18 protein-coding genes and 1 tRNA gene are annotated in these 18,032 nt (G+C 70.1%); 15 read left to right on the forward strand and 4 right to left on the reverse strand.

From position 1 onward, the window contains the following. Nucleotides 1–12: 12 nt before the first annotated feature. Both lpdA and ACZ5AJ_RS06220 read right to left on the reverse strand, forming a co-directional pair. Nucleotides 13–1,416, reverse strand: coding sequence for a dihydrolipoyl dehydrogenase (gene lpdA / locus ACZ5AJ_RS06215; RefSeq protein WP_464138068.1), 1,404 nt, complete (start codon nt 1,414–1,416; stop codon nt 13–15). A gap of 256 nt (nt 1,417–1,672) precedes the next feature. After that, nucleotides 1,673–3,115, reverse strand: a complete 1,443-nt coding sequence (locus tag ACZ5AJ_RS06220) for a leucyl aminopeptidase (protein ID WP_464138070.1) — start codon at nt 3,113–3,115, stop codon at nt 1,673–1,675. A gap of 108 nt (nt 3,116–3,223) precedes the next feature. On the opposite strand from ACZ5AJ_RS06220, the gene ACZ5AJ_RS06225 reads away from it, so the two are divergent. From ACZ5AJ_RS06225 to ACZ5AJ_RS06285, 13 genes are all read left to right on the forward strand, one after another. After that, nucleotides 3,224–3,586: a hypothetical protein gene (locus tag ACZ5AJ_RS06225; RefSeq protein WP_464138071.1), complete on the forward strand. Its 363-nt coding sequence runs from the start codon at nt 3,224–3,226 to the stop codon at nt 3,584–3,586. Beyond that, nucleotides 3,583–4,062 (forward strand): hypothetical protein, encoded by a 480-nt coding sequence (locus ACZ5AJ_RS06230; RefSeq protein WP_464138074.1) that lies wholly within the window; start codon nt 3,583–3,585, stop codon nt 4,060–4,062. The genes ACZ5AJ_RS06225 and ACZ5AJ_RS06230 overlap by 4 nt, the downstream gene beginning before the upstream one ends. Nucleotides 4,063–4,177: 115 nt before the next feature. Continuing rightward, nucleotides 4,178–5,281: a quinone-dependent dihydroorotate dehydrogenase gene (locus ACZ5AJ_RS06235; protein WP_464138077.1), complete on the forward strand. Its 1,104-nt coding sequence runs from the start codon at nt 4,178–4,180 to the stop codon at nt 5,279–5,281. A gap of 96 nt (nt 5,282–5,377) precedes the next feature. Next, nucleotides 5,378–6,784 carry a replication-associated recombination protein A gene (locus ACZ5AJ_RS06240; protein ID WP_464138080.1) on the forward strand — a complete coding sequence of 469 codons (1,407 nt, stop codon included), beginning with the start codon at nt 5,378–5,380 and terminating at the stop codon, nt 6,782–6,784. Nucleotides 6,785–6,982: 198 nt separating this feature from the next. Next, a complete protein-coding gene (gene rpsD, locus ACZ5AJ_RS06245; RefSeq protein WP_464138081.1) occupies nt 6,983–7,609 on the forward strand; it encodes a 30S ribosomal protein S4 in 627 nt (208 codons plus the stop codon). A gap of 130 nt (nt 7,610–7,739) precedes the next feature. Further along, on the forward strand, nt 7,740–10,430 hold the full coding sequence (alaS, locus tag ACZ5AJ_RS06250; RefSeq protein WP_464138083.1) for an alanine--tRNA ligase: 2,691 nt from the start codon (nt 7,740–7,742) through the stop codon (nt 10,428–10,430). Beyond that, nucleotides 10,427–10,960 carry a Holliday junction resolvase RuvX gene (gene ruvX / locus ACZ5AJ_RS06255; protein WP_464138084.1) on the forward strand — a complete coding sequence of 178 codons (534 nt, stop codon included), beginning with the start codon at nt 10,427–10,429 and terminating at the stop codon, nt 10,958–10,960. The genes alaS and ruvX overlap by 4 nt, the downstream gene beginning before the upstream one ends. Continuing rightward, nucleotides 10,957–12,153 carry an endolytic transglycosylase MltG gene (gene mltG, locus ACZ5AJ_RS06260; protein WP_464138086.1) on the forward strand — a complete coding sequence of 399 codons (1,197 nt, stop codon included), beginning with the start codon at nt 10,957–10,959 and terminating at the stop codon, nt 12,151–12,153. Before ruvX ends, mltG begins: the two co-directional genes overlap by 4 nt. 4 nt (nt 12,154–12,157) lie before the next feature. Continuing rightward, nucleotides 12,158–13,036 (forward strand): shikimate dehydrogenase, encoded by an 879-nt coding sequence (locus ACZ5AJ_RS06265; protein ID WP_464138088.1) that lies wholly within the window; start codon nt 12,158–12,160, stop codon nt 13,034–13,036. A 100-nt stretch (nt 13,037–13,136) separates the two neighbouring features. Beyond that, nucleotides 13,137–13,571 (forward strand): hypothetical protein, encoded by a 435-nt coding sequence (locus ACZ5AJ_RS06270; RefSeq protein WP_464138089.1) that lies wholly within the window; start codon nt 13,137–13,139, stop codon nt 13,569–13,571. 93 nt (nt 13,572–13,664) lie between these two features. Next, nucleotides 13,665–13,753, forward strand: a tRNA-Leu gene (locus tag ACZ5AJ_RS06275). A gap of 484 nt (nt 13,754–14,237) precedes the next feature. Next, the gene (locus ACZ5AJ_RS06280) at nt 14,238–14,717 is read left to right on the forward strand and encodes a tRNA (cytidine(34)-2'-O)-methyltransferase (RefSeq protein ID WP_464138091.1); all 480 of its coding nucleotides are present in this window, start codon (nt 14,238–14,240) and stop codon (nt 14,715–14,717) included. Then, on the forward strand, nt 14,714–15,535 hold the full coding sequence (locus ACZ5AJ_RS06285; protein WP_464138092.1) for a TrmH family RNA methyltransferase: 822 nt from the start codon (nt 14,714–14,716) through the stop codon (nt 15,533–15,535). Before ACZ5AJ_RS06280 ends, ACZ5AJ_RS06285 begins: the two co-directional genes overlap by 4 nt. Nucleotides 15,536–15,610: 75 nt before the next feature. Here ACZ5AJ_RS06285 and ACZ5AJ_RS06290 read toward each other — a convergent pair whose 3' ends face one another. Together ACZ5AJ_RS06290 and ACZ5AJ_RS06295 are read right to left on the reverse strand one after the other, a co-directional pair. Beyond that, a complete protein-coding gene (locus ACZ5AJ_RS06290; RefSeq protein ID WP_464138094.1) occupies nt 15,611–16,111 on the reverse strand; it encodes a hypothetical protein in 501 nt (166 codons plus the stop codon). A 98-nt stretch (nt 16,112–16,209) separates the two neighbouring features. Continuing rightward, nucleotides 16,210–16,524, reverse strand: coding sequence for a DUF5703 family protein (locus tag ACZ5AJ_RS06295; protein ID WP_464138096.1), 315 nt, complete (start codon nt 16,522–16,524; stop codon nt 16,210–16,212). A gap of 115 nt (nt 16,525–16,639) precedes the next feature. On the opposite strand from ACZ5AJ_RS06295, the gene ACZ5AJ_RS06300 reads away from it, so the two are divergent. Together ACZ5AJ_RS06300 and ACZ5AJ_RS06305 are read left to right on the forward strand one after the other, a co-directional pair. Beyond that, nucleotides 16,640–16,963: a DNA primase gene (locus ACZ5AJ_RS06300; protein ID WP_464138097.1), complete on the forward strand. Its 324-nt coding sequence runs from the start codon at nt 16,640–16,642 to the stop codon at nt 16,961–16,963. A gap of 195 nt (nt 16,964–17,158) precedes the next feature. After that, on the forward strand, nt 17,159–18,031 hold the full coding sequence (locus tag ACZ5AJ_RS06305) for an undecaprenyl-diphosphate phosphatase (RefSeq protein ID WP_464138098.1): 873 nt from the start codon (nt 17,159–17,161) through the stop codon (nt 18,029–18,031). Nucleotide 18,032: the final 1 nt, after the last annotated feature.

The raw sequence follows: 18,032 nt of genomic DNA on the forward strand, positions 1-18,032 counted from the left end.
TCTCCTCCTGGATCAGGCGTGGGCGTGCAGCGGCTTGCCGGCGAGAGCGAGAGCCGCCTCGCCCATGGCCTCATGCTGCGAGGGGTGGCCGTGGATCAGCGAGGCGACATCCTCCGGGTACGCCTCCCAGTTGACGATGAGCTGCGCTTCGCCCATGAGCTCGGAGACGCGCGCACCGATCATGTGCACCCCGACGATCGGACCGTTCTTCTCTCGCACCATCTTGATGAAGCCGGTGGTGCCCAGGATCTGGGACTTGGCATTGCCACCGAGGTTGTACTCGTAGGCCTCCACACCGTCATCGCCGAACTGCTCCTTGGCCTGCTTCTCGGTCAGGCCGACGGAGCCGAGCTGCGGATCGCAGTAGGTGATGCGCGGGATCCCGGACTCGATGATCGGTGCGGGCTTCTGCCCCGCGATCCGCTCAGCGACGAAGATGCCCTGCTGGAAGCCACGGTGGGCGAGCTGGAGGCCGGGGACGATGTCGCCGACGGCGTACACGCCGGGCACGTTCGTCTCGAGGGTCTCCTTGTCCGCGAGCACGAAGCCGCGGTCCATCTCGATGCCCTGCTCCTCGAAGCCGAGACCCTGGGTCACCGGTCCTCGGCCGACGGCGACCAGCAGGTAGTCACCCTCGTAGACCGTGCCGTCGGCGAGGGTGACGGTCACGCCGGAGTCGCTCTGGACGGCCTTCTCGAAGAAGGTCCCGAGGGAGAAGGCGATGCCGCGCTTCCGGTATGCGCGCTCGAGGGCCTTGGACAGGGCCTCGTCCTCGTTGGCAGCGAGGTGCGGCAGGCCCTCGACGATCGTCACGGACTCCGCACCCAGGGACTTCCACACCGAGGCGAACTCGACGCCGATGACTCCGCCGCCGAGGATGATCGGGTTCTTCGGGAGCTCGGGAAGCTGCAGAGCGGCCTCGGAGTCGATGATGCGGTCCCCGAGCTCGAGCCCGGGGAGCGTCTTGGAGAAGGAGCCGGTCGCGAGGATGATGCTCCGGCCCTGGAGCTCGCGGACGCCATCTGATGTCTCCACGCTGATGGTGTTCGGGCCGGTGAGACGGCCGAAGCCCTCGACGTACTCCACCTTGCGGGACTTGACCAGTCCCTGGACGCCCTTGTGGAGGCGCGAGATGATCTTGTCCTTGAACGCGAGCACCTTGGTGGCGTCCACGGAGTTCAGCGAGATGTCCAGGCCGAGCTCGGAGCCCTCGGAGGGCGCGTCGGCGACCTCACCCACGTGGAGCAGGGCCTTGGTGGGGACGCAGCCGCGGTGCAGGCAGGTGCCACCGAGCTTGTCCTTCTCGACGAGGGCGATCTTCTGTCCGAGCTGGGCTCCGCGCAGCGCGGCCGCGTAGCCGCCGCTGCCACCGCCCAGGATCACGACGTCGTACTGGTCAGTGGTTGTATCCGCCACCTGTGTGCTCCTCGGTGAGTGCGATTGGTCGTGCAGCGCGCGCGACCGGAGCCGCGGGCACCACCTGCGCGCCCCATGCTAGGCCACGCACGGGCCCCGACGTCGTCCAGACCCCGGAAGACGCCTCCCGGACGCCGCGCACATCACGCCGGAGGGCGGTGCGGCCCGGGATCCCCGGGGCGCACCGCCCTCCGCACGCCATCCCAGGAGGTCCTCTCTGCGACCTCCTGCGCAGGTGTCTGCACGACCGGAGACGTCAGCCCGCTCGGTTCTCCAGCACCTGGAGGACGGTGCGCACGCTCATCCCGGTCGCCCCCCTGCCCATGTATCCGAGGGGGGAGTCCGTGAAGGCAGGGCCCGCGATGTCCAGGTGCGCCCACTCGGCGTCGCCGACGAACTCGCGCAGGAAGATCCCCGCGGTGAGGGCTCCGCCCCAGCGGCCGGAGCCGATGTTGCGGAGGTCGGCCACACGACCGGTGATGTCCGCCCGCAGCTCGGCGGGGAAGGGGAGCGGCCAGAAGGGCTCCCCAGCCTGCTCGGCGGCCTCCAGGACGATCTCGCGCGCCGACTCTGTGCCCAGGACGGCGGCGGTTCGCTTGCCCAGCGCCACCATCGCGGCGCCGGTGAGGGTCGCTACGTCGAGCACCAGGTCCGGCTCCCCGGCGACCGCATCGACGAGAGCATCGGCCATGACCATGCGCCCCTCCGCGTCGGTGTTGAGCACCTCGACGGTCTTCCCGTCGCGCATGGTCACCACATCGCCGGGGCGCTGGGCCCCGCCGCCGGGCATGTTCTCGGCGATCGCGAGGTAGGCGGTCACGCGGAGCTCGAGGCCGAGTCGCGCAGCTCCGAGGGTCGCCGAGAGGACGGTGGCCGCACCTGTCATGTCGGAGGTCATCTCGTCCATGCCCGCACCGGGCTTGAGGGAGATGCCGCCGGTGTCGAAGGTGATGCCCTTGCCGACGAGAGCCACGGAAGCGGTCGCACCCTCGGGTGCGTACTCGACGCGGACCAGGCGCGGCGGCCGGGAGGAGCCCTGGCCGACGCCGACGATCCCGCCGTACCCGCCGTCGGCGAGGTCCTTCTCGTCGAGCACGGTGACGGTCACCGGGAGCCCCTCGGCGGCCTCCTCGGCTCGGCGCGCGAACTCAGCCGGGTACAGCAGGTTCGGCGGGGTGTTGACGAGGTCGCGGGTGAGGTTCACGACGTCGGCGAGGATCCCCGCGCGCTCGACGGCGGCGGAGACATCGGCATCGGTCAGGACGGTGAGCGTCTCGACGACGACGTCCGGCTCGGACTTCAGCCCGGAGTAGGCGTAGGCGCCGAGGGCCGCGCCCTCTACCGCGGCGGCGAGCTGCTCGGGGGTGCCGCCGGGAAGGGCCACGGCGGCCGAGCGGACCTTCAGCGAGCGGGTCGCGGCGCCGAACGCCAGGCGCAGGTCCTCGTCGGAGATCTCGGAGAGCTCCGTCCCGCCGAGGCCGACCAGGGCCACGGAGCCCGCGGAGGTCAGGTCCCCGGAGGGAAGTCGCAGGAGCTCGCCGCGGCCGGCCGACAGGTCGAGACCGGCGAGCGAGGCGCTGAGGTCAGCCTGTCCGGGCACGGCCGCGGGGGCGTCGTCGGCGCCGGACAGGAGAGGAAGGATGAGGACGTCGGTCGAGACATCGCTCACGGGTGCATCGGAAACGGTGATCAGGGGCATGGTTCTATCGTAGGCACCGGCCGGGAGGACATCCGACGGCCGCGCTCGCCCCTGCCGTCGGGGCCGGCGAGAACCCGGGACCGACGGCTCCGGAGGTCGGATCCTACGATGCTGGTGCTGAGCATCCTGGTCTACGCGGTGAGCTCCCTCGCCGCCGCACTGGCGATCTACTACACGCTCAGGGACTACAGCGCGGATCTGGTGCTGCTGGGCGCCTGCGCGCTGGTCGTCCTGGTCTGGCTGGTGCAGGGCCTCGTCCTGATGGCGAAGGACCTCGGCGGGGGAGTCGTCGACGATCCCGTCACGCTGTACGGCTATCTGCTCACCGCGCTCCTGATGCCTGTCGCCGCCGGCTGGGTGTCCCTGTGGGAGCGCACACGATGGGGGAGCCTGACCATCGCCGTGGCGACGCTCACCTCGCTGGTGCTGCAGATGCGCATCCATGAGATCTGGCCCGGCGGGTTCGCATGATCGACGGACCCCATCATCACCACCACGAGGAGGACTCCGCCGTGACGGACACCATGACCGATGAGAGCAGGCGCAGAGGCGGGGGGAGAGCCTCACGGGGGTTCACCGCCGTCCTGCTCATGGTCTACGGCCTCTTCGCCCTCGCGTCCACGGCGCGCAGCGCGGTGCAGATCCTGCGGGACTTCGACAGGGCGCCGGTGGCGTATCTGCTCTCGCTGGTCTCCGCGATCACCTACATCGCCGTCACGGTCGTCCTCGCACGTCGGGGCCGTGACTCCGTCGCCGCCCTCGTGCTCGTGATCGTGGAGCTGGCGGGAGTGCTCGTCGTGGGGACGCTGACGATCGTCGATCCGCAGCTGTTCCCCGAGGCGACGGTCTGGTCGCAGTTCGGCAGCGGCTACGGCTACGTCCCGCTCGCCCTGCCCGTGATCGCCCTCACCTACATCCTGCTGGGCCGCCGCCGCTCCGTCGTCTGATGCTCGTCCGCTCCCGTGAGGGGAGGCTCGGCCGCCCCTCACGCCCGGTCCGAGCTCCCGACCACATGGACGCCGGTCCCGGCGGAACGCCGCTGCGACCGCGTACGGTAGGCGCGTGAGCACGAACGACACCCCCTCGAGCCGGCTGTACGCGGCACTGTTCCACCACGTCCTGCGGCGTACGGACCCGGAGGTCGCGCATCGTCTGACGGTGCGCGCCCTCGGTGCCGCCCACCGCCTGCCCGGCGGGCCTGCTCTCCTGCGCACCATGTTCGGCGTCCCGCACCCCATGGGCTCCGGTCCGGCGACGTTCTCCGCTCTCGGGCATCAGCACCGCAGCCCGCTGGGGCTCGCAGCAGGCTTCGACAAGGACGGAGAGGTGCCGCTGGCCCTCCTCGACCTCGGCTTCGGGCATGTCGAGGTCGGCACCGTCACCGCACGGCCGCAGCCGGGCAATCCCAAGCCGCGCAGCTTCCGTCTGGTCGAGGACCGGGCTCTCATCAACCGCATGGGCTTCAACAACCATGGTGCCGCGGCCCTCGCGAAGTCGCTCGCGGCCGCCCGCCGCACTGAGCGCGGACAGCGGGCCGTGATCGGTGTCAACATCGGCAAGACGAAGGCGACCGCCCTCGAGGATGCCGCCGACGACTACCGCTTCTCCGCGCAGCTGCTCGCTCCCTATGCGAGCTACCTCGCGATCAACGTCTCGAGCCCCAACACCCCCGGACTCCGCGACCTGCAGTCCACGGAGTCGCTGCGACCCGTGCTCGAGGCGGTGATGGAGGAGGCGGCATCCGCCGAGCGTCGTCTGCGTCGGGACGTCCCGGTGCTCGTCAAGATCGCCCCCGACCTCCATGACGAGGACGTGGTCGAGATCGCGCACCTGGCTGCGGAGGTCGGGCTGGCGGGAGTGATCGCGACGAACACCACGATCGCGCGGCCGTCGTCACTGCGCACGGACCGTTCTCGCATCGAGCAGATCGGTGCCGGAGGGCTCTCGGGCCCGGTCCTCGCCGACCGCTCCCTCGAGGTGCTGAGGCTGCTGCGCGCCGAGCTGCCCGCGGGCTCGGTGATCATCAGCTGCGGCGGTGTGACCACGGCCGAGGACGTGCGTGAGCGCATCGCCGCCGGTGCGGATCTGGTCCAGGGATTCACGGCCATGATCTATGAGGGCCCGTCATGGCCGGGCCGGATCGCGCGAGAGCTCGCGCGCGGCTGACCCGTCGCTCGCCCCGCCGCAGATCTGGGCTGGGGCTGCGGCGGGGCGATCCGTGCTGTCGTGCCCGCCCTCCGTCGCGGCGCCTACCCTGGATGCATGGACGAGGACCTCTTCTCGCTGGGCGGCGATGCGCCCGCCCCGCGCACGCTCAGCGAGGGCAACCGGGACCACCGGGCCCCGCTCGCGGTGCGGATGCGCCCGCGCGGGCTCGAGGAGGTCGTCGGCCAGCATGCGGCGCTCGAGCCCGGAAGCCCGCTGCGGCGTCTGGTCTCGGCCGACGACTCCCGGACCGCACCGGCCTCGGTGATCATGTGGGGCCCGCCCGGGACGGGGAAGACCACCCTCGCCTACGTGGTCGCGCAGTCGGGGGACCGCGAGTTCGTCGAGGTGTCGGCCGTGCTCGCCGGGGTGAAGGACATCCGCGACGTGGTCGATCGGGCACGCTCGCGCCTGCGCACCACAGGTCGTGAGACCGTGCTGTTCGTCGACGAGGTCCACCGCTTCTCGAAGTCGCAGCAGGACGCCCTCCTGCCGAGCGTCGAGAACCGCTGGGTGACGCTGATCGCCGCCACCACCGAGAACCCGCACTTCTCGGTGATCTCCCCGCTGCTGTCGCGATCGATCGTGCTGACCCTGGAGCCGCTCTCGCGCCGCGATCTGGACACGCTCGTGGACAGGGCGCTCACCTCCGAGGTCGGACTCGCAGGGGCTGTCTCCCTGGCGGACGACGCCCGCGAGGCCCTGCTGCGGCTGGGCGGCGGCGACGCCCGGAAGATCCTCACCTCCCTGGAGGCCGCGGCTGCCGCCGCGCTCATGAAGGGCTCCCAGGAGATCGATGCCGCGACCCTCGCCCAGGCGGTCAACCGAGCCGCGATCCGCTACGACCGTGCCGGGGACCAGCACTACGACGTCACCAGCGCCTTCATCAAGTCCATGCGAGGCAGCGACGTCGATGCCGCGCTGCACTACCTCGCACGCATGATCGAGGCGGGGGAGGATCCGCGCTTCATCGCACGCAGAGTCGTCATCGCGGCGAGCGAGGAGGTCGGCATGGCGGATCCGTCCGCTCTGCAGGTCGCCGTGGCCGCGATGCAGGCGGTGCAGATGCTCGGCATGCCCGAGGGGCGGATCCCGCTCGCGCAGGCGGTCGTCCACATCGCGACCGCGCCCAAGTCGAACGCCTCCTACAGGGCGCTCGATGCCGCGATCGCCGATGTGCGGGCGGGGCGCGGACAGGGGGTGCCCGCGCATCTGCGCGATGCGCACTACTCGGGGGCGGAGTCCCTCGGGCATGGCGCCGACTACGTCTATGCGCACGACGCGCCGCACGGGGTCGCCGCCCAGCAGTACCCTCCCGATGATCTCGTCGGCGTCGACTACTACCGCCCGGGCCAGCACGGTGCGGAGGCTGAGACCTCACGTCGGGTGGAGGCCCTGCGCCGCATCGTGCGCTCGCACCCGCGCGACGACGACGGTGCCCGCGGCGGGACGGACCGCTCCTGACCCGGCGCGCGATCTACGGCGTGGGGACCCGCATCGCTGGTGATCGCCCCGGACCGGGGTGAGCGACTCCACAGGACATCCGCGACGACCTGCGCTGTCGGGCGTTGAGCGGGATGGGTGGCTGCGGTAGAGTCGGACGCTGAATCCGCGGCTGCTTCATTGGATTCACACCCCCGTCGAAACACAGAGGTAGACCTCGTGACCAACGTCACCCGTGCGCGCCGTCAGGCGCGACTCTCCCGAGCCCTCGGGCTCCCGCTGACCCCGAAGTCGGTCAAGTACTTCGAGAAGCGTCCGTACCCCCCGGGCGAGCACGGCCGCGCCCGCCGCCGGACCGAGTCGGACTACGCCGTCCGTCTGCGCGAGAAGCAGCGCCTGCGCGCCCAGTACGCGCTGCGCGAGAAGCAGCTGCACCGCATCTACCTGGATGCCCGCAAGGAGTCCGGCCTGACCGGCGAGAGCATGGTCGAGCTGCTGGAGATGCGCCTGGACGCGCTCGTCCTGCGCTCCGGCTTCGCCCGCACGATCCTGCAGGCCCGCCAGGCTGTCGTGCACCGTCACGTCCTGGTCGACGGCAAGCTTGTGGACCGTCCCTCCTTCCGCGTGAAGCCGGGCCAGACCATCCAGATCAAGCCCAAGTCCCAGGCCATGGAGCCCTTCCAGGTCGCAGCCGAGGGCGGCAACGCCGATGTGCTCGCTGCCACCCCCGGCTACCTGTCGGTCGAGCTGTCCGATCTGAAGGCCAAGCTCGTCTCGCGCCCGAAGCGCGCCGAGGTCCCCGTGACCTGCGACGTCCAGATGGTCGTCGAGTACTACGCGCGCTGAGCCTCCTGCTCACGACGCTCGAAGGCCCCGGCAGGAGTACTCCGGTACTCTGACCGGGGCCTTCGCGTCCCCACACCTCCGCACGCGGCGCGACCGCGCCGCCCGCGCCCCAGGAAGGACCCTCCCGACCATGCGCACCTCCGAGATCCATCGCCGCTGGCTCGACTACTTCGGTTCGAAGCAGCACGAGATCGTGCCCAGCGCCTCGCTGGTCTCCTCCGACCCGTCGATCCTCTTCACGGTCGCCGGCATGGTCCCCTTCATCCCGTACATCGTGGGGACCGAGAAGGCTCCGTATCCGCGTGCGGCCAGCGTGCAGAAGTGCATCCGCACCAATGACATCGAGAACGTCGGTCGCACCACCCGCCATGGCACGTTCTTCCAGATGGCCGGGAACTTCTCCTTCGGCGACTACTTCAAGGAGGGGGCGATCGACCTCGCGTGGGAGCTGATCACCTCCTCGCAGGACCAGGGCGGCTTCGGCCTCGAGGGCGACCGGCTGTGGGTCACGCTCTGGGAGGAGGACGCGGAGTCCTTCGACGTGCTCACCCGCAAGATCGGGATGGACCCGAAGCACATCGTCCGTCTGCCCAAGGAGGAGAACTTCTGGTCCACCGGCCAGCCCGGGCCGGCCGGGCCCTGTGCCGAGTGGCACTACGACCGCGGGCCCGAGTTCGGGCCCGAGGCGGTCGGTGGGAACGTCGATCCCGGCGGAGATCGCTACCTCGAGTTCTGGAACCTCGTGTTCGACCAGTTCCTGCGGGGCGAGAGCGACAACGGCGACTACCCGCTGCTGGGCGAGCTCGATCAGAAGGCGATCGACACCGGACTGGGCGTGGAGCGCGTCGCCTACCTGCTGCAGGGCAAGGCGAACATGTACGAGACGGACCAGGTCTTCCCTGTCATCGAACGGGCCCAGGAGCTCACCGGACGCGTATACGGGGCGGACGAGGAGGACGACGTCCGTCTTCGCGTCATCGCCGACCATGTGCGCAGCGCCATGATGCTCGTGGGCGACGGCGTGCGGCCGGGCAACGAGGGGCGAGGCTATGTCCTGCGCCGGCTGATCCGTCGCGCGGTGCGCTCCGTCCGGCTCCTGGGGTACGACAAGCCGGCCATGCCGGAGCTGCTGCCGGTCTCTCAGTCGGTCATGAAGGAGTCCTACGCGAATCTCGAGAGCGACTTCGAGCGCATCAGCGACGTCGTCTACTCCGAGGAGGACGCGTTCCGGCGCACCCTCGTCACCGGAACGGCGATCTTCGACCAGGTCGTCGGCGAGGTGAAGAAGCAGGGCGGTGCGAAGCTCGCCGGAGGAGACGCCTTCCGCCTCCACGACACCTACGGCTTCCCGATCGACCTGACCCTCGAGATGGCGCAGGAGGTGGGCCTGTCCGTCGACGAGGAGGGCTTCCGCACCGCCATGTCCGAGCAGCGAGAGCGCGCCCGGGCCGACGCCGCCTCCAAGAAGACCGGTCACACCGACACCGCGCTGTACAACCGCCTCCTGGGCGAGCGCGGCGAGGCGGTTCCGTTCCTCGGATACACCGACTCCACTGCGGCGACCACCGTCGAGTCCGTGCTCGTGGACGGGCAGCTGGTCGACTCCGTGCAGGCCCCGGCCGACGTCGAGGTCATCCTGTCCTCGACGCCCTTCTACGCGGAGATGGGCGGCCAGCTGGCGGATCAGGGCCGCATCGCCCTCGCCAGCGGCGGCATCATCGAGGTCGACGATGTCCAGGCCCCGGTCAAGGGTCTGCCCGTCCACCGCGGTCGCCTCGTCGAGGGCGAGCTCCGGCCCGGCTCCGCCGCGGTCGCCACGATCGACGTCGAGCGCCGAGGTGCGATCGCCCGCGCCCACACCGCCACCCACATGGTCCACCAGGCGCTGCACGAGGAGCTGGGGGAGAACGCCACCCAGGCAGGATCGGAGAACTCTCCCGGCCGGATGCGCTTCGACTTCCGCTATGGCCAGGCCGTCCCGCGCTCGGCGCTCGAGCAGATCGAAGGTCGCGTGAACTCGATGCTCCAGCAGGAGCTCGAGGTGACCGATCGTCAGATGCCGATCGACGAGGCCCGGGCGATGGGCGCGATGGCGCTGTTCGGCGAGAAGTACGGCGACATCGTCCGAGTCGTCTCCATCGGCGGCGACTGGTCGAGGGAGCTGTGCGCCGGCACCCATGTGGCCTCGACGGGTGCCATCGGTTCCGTCCAGCTCATGGGGGAGTCCTCCATCGGCTCGGGTGTGCGCCGCGTGGATGCGCTGGTGGGCTTGTCCGCCTACCGGCACCAGGCCAAGGAGCGGGCCCTGGTCTCGCAGCTGACCGATCTGCTCAAGGTGGGATCCACCGAGGAGATCCCGGAGCGGGTCAGGGCGATGGCCCAGCGCCTGAAGGACATGGAGAAGCAGCTGGCGTCCCTGCGGGGCCAGCAGCTGCAGGCTCAGGCAGGCCGCCTGGTCGAGCAGACCGACGACATCTCGGGCGTCCGTGTGCTGACGCATGACGCAGGGGAGGGGATCTCCGCGGGCGATCTCCGCACGCTGGTCCAGGACCTGCGCGCCCGCCTCGGCGAGGATGTGCCCGCAGTGGTCGCTGTCGCCGGGCACGATGGCGGACGCGCGGCGCTCGTCGTCGCCACCAACGGCTCCGCCCGTGATCGGGGCCTCGCCGCCGGCGCCCTGCTGCGCACCGGCGCCGAGGTCATGGGCGGCCGCGGCGGCGGCAAGGACGACATGGCGCAGGGCGGAGGCGGGGAGCCCGCCCGCATCGGGGAGGCTCTCGCAGCCGTCCGCAGCTCGGTCGAGGCGATCGTCCCGGCATGAGCGATGGCGAGATGGGTCTGCCTCGTGGCGTCAGGCTCGGCGTGGATGTCGGCGACGTCCGCGTCGGCCTGGCGCGAAGCGACATGGACGGTCTGATCGCCACACCGGTCGAGACCGTCCCACGGGACGGGGCCGTGGCCCGCATCGCCGGCGAGGTCCGCGAGAGCGGAGCCGCGGTCGTGATGGTGGGCCTGCCCCGGTCCCTCAGCGGGGTCGAGGGACCTGCGGCGGCGAAGGCTCGCGACGTCGCCGAGCAGCTCGCCGCAGCGCTCGCCTCCGACGCGGAGCCCGCAGAGGTCCGTATGATCGACGAGCGGCTGACGACCGTGTCCGCCCACAAGGCCCTGCACAGCTCGGGCCGCAAAGGCCGGAAGCATCGCCAGGTCGTCGACCAGGTCGCCGCCGTCATGATCCTCCAGCAGGCGCTGGACATGGAACGTGCCACCGGGCGTCGCGCCGGAGAGCTCGTCGAGTCCTCCGACCTCGTGCCCGACGCCGACGACGCCGCAGAACCGCAGGAGAACTGTTGAACGACGAGGACGTCAGCTTCGAGGAGATCGCAGCGGACCAGACCGACGCGAAGGGCGAGGGGCGGGGCCCCCGCTCCGTCGGCGACCGTCGGCATGGTCGGCGCCGCTCCACGCGCCGCCGATCGCCGCTGAGGGGACTGCTCCCGATCCTGCTCGTCCTCCTCGTCGTCGGAGGTCTCGGCGTCGGCGGCGTCTACGGCTACCAGTGGCTCACCTCCAACGTGAGCGTCGAGGCCGAGGAGAGGGACTATCCGGGCCCCGGCAGCGGCGAGGTCGTGGTGGAGGTCTCCTCCGGCGACACCGGCACCGACATCGCCGCCACGCTCGTCGAGTCCGGAGTCATCAAGTCGCCCGGCCCGTTCATCACCGCGTTCTCCAACTCGCCCGACGCCTCCGGGATCGAACCCGGGCTCTACCGGCTCAAGAAGGAGATGAAGTCCAGCGACGCCCTCTCGCTCCTGCTCGACCCCTCCAGCCTCGCCGCCCATCGCGTGATCGTCCCCGAAGGGCTGCGTGCCTCGCAGATCTGGACCGTGCTGTCGGAGGCCACCGGAGTCCCTGAGGAGGACTTCGAGGCCGCGGCGGAGGACTACACCGCACTCGGGATCCCCGAGAACCCGGCGGAGAGCCTCGAGGGATACCTGTGGCCGGGCCGCTACGACTTCGCGGAGGACGCCACCGCATCCGACATGATCACCCAGATGTGGGAGCGCATGGAGGGACAGCTCCAGGACCTGGGAGTCGAACCGGATGACTACCACGAGGTCCTCACGATCGCCTCGATCGTCGAGAAGGAGGCGAGCAGCTCCGAGGACTACGGCAAGGTCGCCCGGGTGATCGAGAACCGTCTCGCCGGCGTCGGGGAGGCCGACGGAACCCCGATGAAGCTCCAGCTCGACTCGACGATCACCTACTTCACCGGCAGCGAGACCGTCTCCACCACCGATGAGGAGCGGGCCACGGACAGCCCGTACAACACCTATCTTCACCAGGGCCTGCCGATCGGGCCGATCTCCAATCCGGGCCTGGCCACCCTCCAGGCCGCCCTCGATCCTCCGGAGGGCGACTGGCTGTACTGGGTGACCGTCAACACGGAGACCGGCGAGACGAAGTTCGCGACCACCTACGCGGAGCATCAGGAGTACGTCAAGGAGTGGCAGGACTGGGCTGCGGCCAGGGACGAGGAGGGATGATCCGATGAGCGCTCCGTCCGAGTCCGAGGACCAGCGATCGGTGCGGCGCCGCTTCGCGGTCGTCGGGTCTCCCATCGCCCATTCCCTGTCCCCGCTCCTGCACGCCACGGCCTACCGCGCGCTGGGAGTCGAGGACGCCGAGTACGAGCGCTACGAGGTGCCCGCCGGAGAGCTCGCCTCGTTCCTGGCCGACGGACCCGGTGCAGCGCTCGACGGTCTCAGCGTGACCATGCCCGGCAAGCGCGAGGCCTTCGAGGTCGCCTCGCTGCGGGATGCGACGGCACAGCGCCTCGGCATCGCGAACACGCTCGTCCGGCTGCCCGACGGCACCTGGCGCGCCGAGAACCACGACGTCCACGGCATCGCAGCCGCACTGCGCGATCACGGCGCGGAAGGCGTCCGCCGCACAGGGGTCCTCGGCTCCGGTGCCACGGCGATGAGCGCCGTCGCCGCACTCGCCGAGCTCGGTGCGGAGGAGGTGCTCCTGAGCGCGCGGAGCACCGAGAAGCTCGATCCCTTGGCCGAGCTCGCGCGCTCCTGCGGTCTTCAGCCCCGAGCGGTCGACTGGGAGCGATCGGAGGAGCTCCTCGGGACGGAGGTGCTCGTGAGCGCCCTCGCCCTTCCCGGCGCCGGCGCCCTTGCCGAGGACTGGCGAACCCGGCGTCTCGCCGAGCATCCGCAGACGTTCCTGGACGTCCTCTACCACCCCTGGCCGGCTCCGCTCGCCGAGGTCGTCGGGCAGCTCGGGTCCGAGGTCGCCGATGGGCTGGAGATGCTTGCCCACCAAGCGGATATGCAGGTCAGATCGATGCTCGGAGTGCCCAGCGCCCCTGTCGGGACGATGCTCTCAGCCGCGAGGTCCCATCTCGAGAGGCATGGCTGACAACCGTCCGGAAGTCCTTGTCGTCGTCGGTAAAGCGGATGTAAAGTCGCTTCAGGCGCGGACGCCTCCGCGCTCAGCTGCGACCACGAGGACGTGACCCATGGATCTGGATCGAGCGCACGAGTCGAAGCCCTTAGGCATCGTCGGCCGCCGACCCGACCATCCGCTGCTCTCCGCTCCCGGCCTGTCCGCACCGCCCGGCACCGATGCCGGGCCCCTGGTGCCCGAGACCACCACACCGCTGCTGCGCCGCTGCACGGCACTCGCGGCCAAGGCCCGGGTCGAGCTGCTCTCGCACTCCCGCCACGCCGCTGCGGACGAGCTCGTCGAGGTGCTCGAGCAGATCGGAGACTGGTCGCCCGAGCGGCTCGTCGATCCCGATCCGACGATGCTCGTGCTGTGCGCAGCATCGCTCCAGGACCTCGCCGAGCGGCTGCCGGGCGCCGTCACCGCCTCGCTCGGGGAGCAGGTCGGGACGGTCCTGGATCTCCTGCATCGGGTGATGGCAGGGGAGCGCGCTCGCGCCTCGGCGTGATCGTCCCCACTTCCGGCCCATTCCCCCCGATTCCGGTTGGGACCAGCGCTGATGCCGTGCTACTGTTCTTTCTGTCGCCGCGAGCGATCACCTGTCCGGGTGGCGGAATTGGTAGACGCGCTAGCTTGAGGTGCTAGTGGCCGTATTAGGTCGTGGGGGTTCAAGTCCCCCCTCGGACACCATGGGACGAGGCCGGATCCCTCCTTCGGGAGGGACCCGGCCTCTTCTGTTTCCCCGTCATTCCTTCTCCTCCCTGCCGCGCTCTCCCCGTCACGTTCGCCCTGCCGCGAGGGGGTCCGGCCTGGCAGCATCGGAGGCCATCGTCGCGGAGCAGTGTCCGTCTACCGCCGTTCAAAGGGCGTTCAAGCGGCGGTAGACGGACACTTCTCGTTGGCGGGGCTGGCGGGGCTGGCGGCTGCCGCCTGTGAGCTGAGCAGGGATACCATCAGTCAGGCCCCGGTGCGTGACTGAGCACAGCCGCGCACGGCGCGTGTCGTCGTCACTAGGGGCGAAGTCGCAGCGGGGCACCGAGCAGGGCCCCAGAGCAGGGCCCCAGAGCATGTTCGCGGCCACATCACCCCAGCTCAGAGCCTGAAATCATGCGCCTCAGCACACACTGTCCCGCCTGGAGCCCATGGCGCTGGGCGTCATGCCATGATCAGCCGTATGGTCCATGTCTTCTTCCACGAGCCGGCGATCGCCGGCAACACGGGCAACGCGATCCGGCTCGCAGCCGTCACCGGGGCCCGCCTCCATCTCATCGAGCCGCTCGGCTTCGACTTCGAGGATGCCAAGCTGCGGCGCGCCGGCCTCGACTACCACGACCTGGCGGACCTCAGCATCCACCCCGACCTGGAGCACGGCTTCGCCGCGGTGCCGTCGTCGCGGGTGTTCGCGTTCACCGCACACACCGATGTGACCTTCGAGAGCATCGACTACCGCGAGGATGACGTGCTGCTGTTCGGCACGGAGCCGACGGGGCTGCCGGAGGACGTCATGGGCCATCCCCGGATCACCGAGAGGGTGCGGATCCCGATGCTTCCCGCGCGTCGCTCCCTGAACCTCGCCAACGCCGCATCGATCGCGGTGTACGAGGCGTGGCGCCAGCTCGGCTATGCCGGTGCGGGGGAGGGATCTCCGGAATGAGTCGCCTGCCCACCCGGATCGATCGCCGCAACGCCCGCTTCCAGCAGTGGGAGGCCCTGCTGCGCAGCCGCACCAAGCGCACCCGCAGCGGCGAGATGATCATCCAGGGGGTCCGACCGATCACGCAGGCCGTGGCGCATGGCATCGACATCCGCACGTTCCTGGTCGACCGGCGAGAGAAGCGCTCCCGGTGGGCGGAGGAACTGCTCTCCTCAGCGTCCGTCCCTGTGGTCGAGCTCGCAGCAGAGCTCATGGCGGAGCTCGGCGAGCGGGAGGAAGGAGCCCCGGAGCTCCTCGCGGTCGCAGGCATCCCGTCGGACGGGCTGGAACGGCTGCCGACAGCTCAGGGGACCGTGATCGTCGCCTTCGACCGGCCTTCGAGCCCCGGCAACATCGGGTCCCTCGTCCGCACGGCCGACGCCTTGGGCGCCGATGCTCTCGTGACCACCGGTCACAGCGCCGACGTGTGGGATCCCGCGGCGATCCGGGCCAGCACCGGCTCGATCTTCTCGCTTCCGGTGCTGCGCCTGCCCTCGCATCGTGAGCTGGTCGAGCACATCGACGGACTGCGCGCGTCCGGTCAGCAGTGGAGCATCATCGGCCTGGACGAGGCCGGTGGGCGCCTCCTCTCGAGCAGCGATCTCACGGGATCGGTCGTGATCGTCGTGGGCAACGAGACTGTCGGGATGAGCGCGGGATGGCGGGAGTCCTGCGACGAGGTCGCGGAGATCCCGATGGGCGGCAGCGCAAGCTCCCTGAACGCATCCGTCGCCGGCTCCATCGCGCTGTACGAGATGCGTCGGCAGCGCGGAGTCTGATCTCCGCTTCCGCCGATGCTGCCGGAGACCGCGGGGGCCTTCGGGGGCCTTCGGGGGCCTTCGGGGGCGAGAGGCTCATGTCCCGAGGGCGGTCGAGACGAGAGGCGCACCGAGGAGGCCCAGGAACGGACCTGCCAGCAGGATCGGTCCCACGGCGAAGCGGGTCGTGGCACTTCGGCTGAGCGCCATCACGACGGTGCCGACGAGTCCGGCCAGCAGCGCCATGCCCAGCGCGGCCGCGATCAGCGCCGGACCCCCGAGCGCCGCGGAGGCCAGGACGACGACCGGCACGGTCTTCGCATCGCCCATTCCCAGGAGCCGAGGCGCGGCGAGCGCGATCAGGACCGCCCCGGTCCCCGCGACGACCGCGAGCACCAGCGCGGAGCGCAGGCCGGGTCGTGCGGCGGGCTGCACGAGGGCGATGATGCCGAGCCCCAGGCAGGTCGAGGCGGTGAGTGCGAGCACCCAGCGGTTGGGCAGGCGGTGCTCGAGCACATCGGTGCGGGAGAGCACCACCGCGGGCGGGAGGTATGCGAGAGCCAGGACGGTGAGGAGCTGGAGGTCGTTGTCGGGCACGGGCTCATCTGAGCAGAGTCGGGAGCCTCTCCGCTGGGGGAGGAGCACGATTGTGGATGACCGCGCCGTCGGCCTCCGCGCCCCCGACCTCCCCGGGGTCACGCGTCGGGCATGCCGACCTGCCCGAGCGTGGAGCGGACGCGGATGATGCGACGACGCATCCACACCTTCTTGCCTCCGCCGATGTACTTGCGGGTGCGCGCAAGCTCCCAGCGGCCGTACTCCGCCTCATCGGTCAGGGACGCGCGCACCGCCGAGAGCGAGGTCCGGGGTGGGACGGTGATGATCTGGAACTCGTAGTCCTCAGGACGTCGGCCCGACTCGAGCGGCAGGTCGGGGATCCCCCGCGGATCGCGCACGTGGACGATGCGACCGATGGGCGGACGGACTCCGGGGCGTCGGGCTGCTGGCACGGGATGGGCCCTCCTCCTGGCATCCATCGCTCCGGATCGGTCTCCGCTGGGACGATGGCATCGAACCTTGCTCCTGCGCTGTCCATTGTGCCCATTCAGGTAGTACCGTCCAAGCATGAACACGGATCCTCGCTCAGCTCTCGCTGCGCTGATCGCTGCCCTGGAACGTCACTACGAGGCCGCCTCCGCTTCGCGAGGGGACGACGATCCCGCCCTGGAAGCCGCGACCGAGCAGCTCACCACGGCCTTCGACACCTACGACGACGCCCTCTTCGATGCCTACGACGTGGCCACCCCGCTGATCGTCTTCGACGGGGACGACGAAGACGACGACTTCGACGATCTGGACGACCTCGACGACTTCGACGACGAGGACGAGGACGACGACTTCGACGACTTCGACGATGAGGAGGGCGAGGAGAGCGAGGACGACCGCTGAGGCGGAGCGCCCCGGCGCGCTGTCCTCACCGGATCTTCACCATCATCACCCACGCGGCGTCGGGCCAGGAGCCCGGCGCCGCGTACTCTGTCTGAGGCCGCAGAGCCCTGCGACCTGCATGACGGCGCGTCCGCCCGCCGTCTCTCGTCCCGCCCGCCGCCGGTTCCGAGCACCCGGCGCCGACAAGGAGTGCCTGTGTCCTTCCTCGACGCGATCATCCTGGGCATCGTCCAGGGTCTGACCGAGTTCCTGCCGATCTCCTCGAGCGCCCATCTGCGGGTCGTCGGCGAGCTCCTCGAGCCCGGCAGCGATCCGGGTGCGGCGTTCACCGCGATCGTCCAGCTCGGCACGGAGACCGCGGTGCTGATCTACTTCTGGAAGGACATCACACGCATCATCGGTCGATGGTTCCGCGCGATCGCCGGGAAGCTCCCTCATTCGGACCCCGACGTCAGGATGGGCTGGCTGGTGATCATCGGATCGATCCCGATCGGTGTGCTCGGCCTGCTGTTCGAGGACCAGATCGACTTCACCCTGCGGAACCTCTACATCACCGCGACGATGCTCATCGTCTTCGGCGTGCTGCTGGGGCTGGCCGATCGGTTCGCGCCCCAGTACAAGGAGCTCGACGAGCTCAGCGTCAAGGACGGCATCACCTTCGGCTTCGCACAGGCGCTGGCGCTGATCCCCGGCGTCTCCCGCTCCGGCGGCACCATCACAGCCGGCCTCCTGATGGGGTACACCCGCAAGGCGGCGGCACGGTACGCCTTCCTCCTGGCCGTGCCGGCGGTGTTCGCCTCAGGATTGTACAAGGCCGTCCAGGAGGTGCCTCCGCTGTTCACCGCCGAGGGCAGCGCCGCCGCAGCCGCTGCGGGCGCGCCGAGCCTCGCGGCGATCATCGTCGCGACTCTGGTCTCCTTCGGGGTGGGCTATGCGGTGATCGTCTGGTTCATGCGCCTGATCGAGACCCGCTCCTACATGCCTTTCGTGATCTATCGCATCGTCGCGGGCGTCGTCCTGCTGGGTCTGCTGGTCAGCGGCGTGGTCGATCCCCTGGGTGGTGCCTGAG

The sequence above is a fragment of the Brachybacterium zhongshanense genome (genome assembly GCF_055385755.1).